Annotated in this window: 4 protein-coding genes; 3 read left to right on the forward strand and 1 reads right to left on the reverse strand. The window is 73.8% G+C overall.

Going from position 1 to position 2,959, the window contains the following annotated elements; genetic code table 11:
* Positions 1 to 464 (forward strand): TetR/AcrR family transcriptional regulator C-terminal domain-containing protein (locus ABD308_RS28835; protein ID WP_344340743.1); only part of this gene is annotated, 464 nt, incomplete at its 5' end.
* Here the strand turns inward: ABD308_RS28835 and ABD308_RS28840 are convergent.
* The gene (locus ABD308_RS28840) at positions 461 to 868 is read right to left on the reverse strand and encodes a winged helix-turn-helix transcriptional regulator (RefSeq protein WP_425554876.1); all 408 of its coding nucleotides are present in this window, start codon (positions 866 to 868) and stop codon (positions 461 to 463) included. The two genes, ABD308_RS28835 and ABD308_RS28840, sit on opposite strands and share 4 nt — an antisense overlap.
* Before the next feature lie 115 nt (positions 869 to 983).
* Here ABD308_RS28840 and ABD308_RS28845 point away from each other — a divergent pair, with 115 nt between their 5' ends.
* Both ABD308_RS28845 and rarD read left to right on the forward strand, forming a co-directional pair.
* Positions 984 to 1,835 carry an SDR family oxidoreductase gene (locus tag ABD308_RS28845; RefSeq protein WP_344340746.1) on the forward strand — a complete coding sequence of 284 codons (852 nt, stop codon included), beginning with the start codon at positions 984 to 986 and terminating at the stop codon, positions 1,833 to 1,835.
* Positions 1,836 to 2,002: 167 nt separating this feature from the next.
* Complete coding sequence (gene rarD / locus ABD308_RS28850; protein ID WP_344340749.1) at positions 2,003 to 2,938, forward strand: EamA family transporter RarD; 936 nt, start codon at positions 2,003 to 2,005, stop codon at positions 2,936 to 2,938.
* Positions 2,939 to 2,959: the final 21 nt, after the last annotated feature.

The raw sequence follows: 2,959 nt of genomic DNA on the forward strand, positions 1-2,959 counted from the left end.
CCCGGGCGGCCGCCGTCGCCGACGACAACCGCGCGCTGCACCGCGCCCACCCGTGGACGGTGGCGGTCGGCACCAGTCGCCCGCCGCTGGGGCCCGGGCTGATGGCGAAGTACGAGTACGAGCTGCGCGCCCTGGAGGGCACCGGCCTGCCGGACGTCGAGCTGGACGCCGCGCTCACCCACGTGCTGGGCTTCGTGGAGACCTGCGCCCGGATGGCGGCGGACGAGCGCGCCGCGCGCCAGGAGAGCGCGATGACCGACTCGCAGTGGTGGACGGCCAACGCCGAACTGCTCGCCCGGGTCTTCGACGCCGAGCGGCACCCCGTCGCGGCCAGGGTCGGCGCCGCCGCCGGCGAGGCGCACGGCGGCGCGTACGACCCGGACCACGCCTACGCCTTCGGTCTGGCCCTGGTGCTGGACGGCCTGGCCGCCCTCATCGAGCGGCACCGGGCCGAGGTGTCCTAGCGCCCCCGGGCGTCGTACTCGTCGCGGGCGGCCATCACGACCGTGACGCGCTCCTCGGTCCAGTGCGCCAGCTCGGCGACCAGCCGGGCGGCCTCCCGGCCGAGCGGGGTCAGGCTGTAGTCGACCCGGGGCGGGATGACCGGGTGCGCCTCGCGCAGCACGAAGCCGTCGCGCTCCAGCGTCTGCAGCGTCTGGGCGAGCATCTTCTCGCTCACCCCGGTGATCCGGCGGCGCAGCTCGCTGAACCGGTAGCCGCGCTCGTGCAGGGCGCCCAGCACCAGCACGCCCCAGCGGCTGGTGACGTGTTCCAGTACGCCCCGGGACGGGCACATCCGGTCGAAGACGTCGGGCGGCGGCAGCGGGGCGGCCGGGGCGCCGGGAGCCGCCGTGGACGCGGTGTTCATTACCTGCATGTCAGTACCCTACTTTGAAGTGCGTACTTTCGAAAGGTTAGTGCCACCCCTAGGGTGAGTTCCGAAGCCGGAAGTTCAACGGACAACCACCTCAGGGAGCAGCACCATGTACGTCGTCACCGGAGCCACCGGACAGCTCGGCCGCCTCGTCGTCGAGGGCCTGCTGGCCAAGGTCCCCGCGAGCGAGGTGGCCGTGGTCGTCCGCTCCGCCGAGAAGGCCGCCGACCTCGCCGAGCGCGGCGTGACCGTCCGGGTGGCCGACTACGACCGCCCGGAGAGCCTGGCGGGCGTCTTCGCCGCGGGCGACAAGGTGCTGCTGATCTCGGGCAGCGAGGTCGGCAGCCGGATCCCGCAGCACACCGCCGTGGTCGAGGCGGCGCGCGCCGCCGGGGTCGCGCTGCTCGCGTACACCAGCGCGCCGGGCGTGGCCACCTTCAAGCTGGCCGACGAGCACAAGGCCACCGAGGCCGTCATCCGCGAGTCCGGGCTGCCCTTCGCCCTGCTCCGCAACGGCTGGTACACCGAGAACTACCTGGGCGACGCGGCCGGCACGGTCGAGCGGGGCGCGGTGGTCGGCAGCGCCGGCCAGGACGGCCGGATCGCCACCGCCCCGCGCCAGGACTACGCCGACGCGGCGGTGGCCGTGCTCACCGGCGAGGGCCACGAGAACGCGGTGTACGAGCTGAGCGGCGACGCCGCCTGGACCCTGCCGGAGCTGGCCGCCGAGCTGGCCCTGGCCTCGGGCGAGCCGGTCGTCTTCCACCCGGTGGCCCCGGAGGAGCACCTGCGGATCCTGGTCGGCGCCGGCCTGCCGGAGGGCTTCGCGCAGATCCTGGTCGACGTGGACGCCGGCATCGCGCGCGGCGAGCTGGCCGGCACCCCGGGCGACCTGGCCCGGCTGATCGGCCGTCCGACCGTCCCGCTGGCGCAGAGCGTGCGGGCCGCGCTGGGCGCCTGACGGCTCACCCCCCCGCACCTTCCGGCACCGCCCGCGGCACCCGTCGCGGGCGGTGCCGTGTGCGTCGTCCAGGCAATGTCATGACCAAAAACGGAATACGGAGATGACAGTCGTCGCCGTGCCCGCTACCGTCGGCTCGACACTCGCGCGCGGAGGGCAGGCGGTCCATGCCAGAGACAACCCAGCAGGAGGCCGGACGCGGCCTCTGGTACGGCTTCGCGGCCTACGGCATATGGGGCCTGTTCCCGCTCTTCTGGCCGCTGCTGGAGCCCGCCGCCGCCGACGACATCCTCGCCAACCGGATGGTCTGGTCGCTGGTCGCGGTCGTCCTGCTGCTCATGGTGCAGCGGCACTGGGGCTGGATCCGCCCGCTGCTGCGCCAGCCGCGCCGGCTCGCCATGCTGGGCGCCGCCGCCACCGTGATCTCGATCAACTGGGGCGTCTACATCTGGGGCGTCAACGCCGGGCACGTGGTGGAGACCAGCCTCGGCTACTTCATCAACCCGCTGGTCACCATCGCCTTCGGCGTGCTGGTGCTCAAGGAGCGGCTGCGGGCCGCCCAGTGGGTGGCGGTGGGCATCGGCGCCCTCGCGGTCGCGGTGCTGACCGTCGGCTACGGGCGGCTGCCGTGGATCGCGCTGACCCTGGCGCTGTCCTTCGCCACCTACGGGCTGCTGAAGAAGACGGTCGGGCTGAGCGGCCTGGAGAGCCTGGCCGCCGAGACCGCCTTCCTGTTCCCCTTCGCCCTCGGCTACCTGGTCTACCTGGAGGTCACCGGCCGGGGCACCTTCGGGCACACGGTGGCCGGCGAGTACGGCTGGGGGCACTCGGGGCTGCTGCTGCTCAGCGGTGTGATCACCGCCGTCCCGCTGCTGCTCTTCGGCGCCTCCGCCGTCCGGGTCCCGCTGAGCATGCTCGGTCTGCTGCAGTACCTGGCGCCGGTGTTCCAGTTCCTGATCGGCATCGCGGTCTTCCACGAGTCGATGCCGCCCGCCCGCTGGGCCGGCTTCGCCCTGGTGTGGGCGGCGCTCGCGGTGCTCACCTGGGACGCGCTGCGGCGGCTGCGGGCCGACCGGGCGGAGATCGCCGAGGCCGGTCCGTAGCCGTCACGACTCGCGGGGCTC

Source organism: Kitasatospora putterlickiae, assembly GCF_039527695.1.
In the GTDB taxonomy this organism is placed as follows: domain Bacteria; phylum Actinomycetota; class Actinomycetes; order Streptomycetales; family Streptomycetaceae; genus Kitasatospora; species Kitasatospora putterlickiae.

Coding starts and splice junctions, on each gene's coding strand:
- ABD308_RS28845 (WP_344340746.1), top strand. CDS start 984: ATGTACGTCGTCACCGGAGCCACCGGACAGCTCGGCCGCCTCGTCGTC.
- ABD308_RS28840 (WP_425554876.1), bottom strand. CDS start 868: ATGAACACCGCGTCCACGGCGGCTCCCGGCGCCCCGGCCGCCCCGCTG.
- rarD (WP_344340749.1), top strand. CDS start 2,003: ATGCCAGAGACAACCCAGCAGGAGGCCGGACGCGGCCTCTGGTACGGC.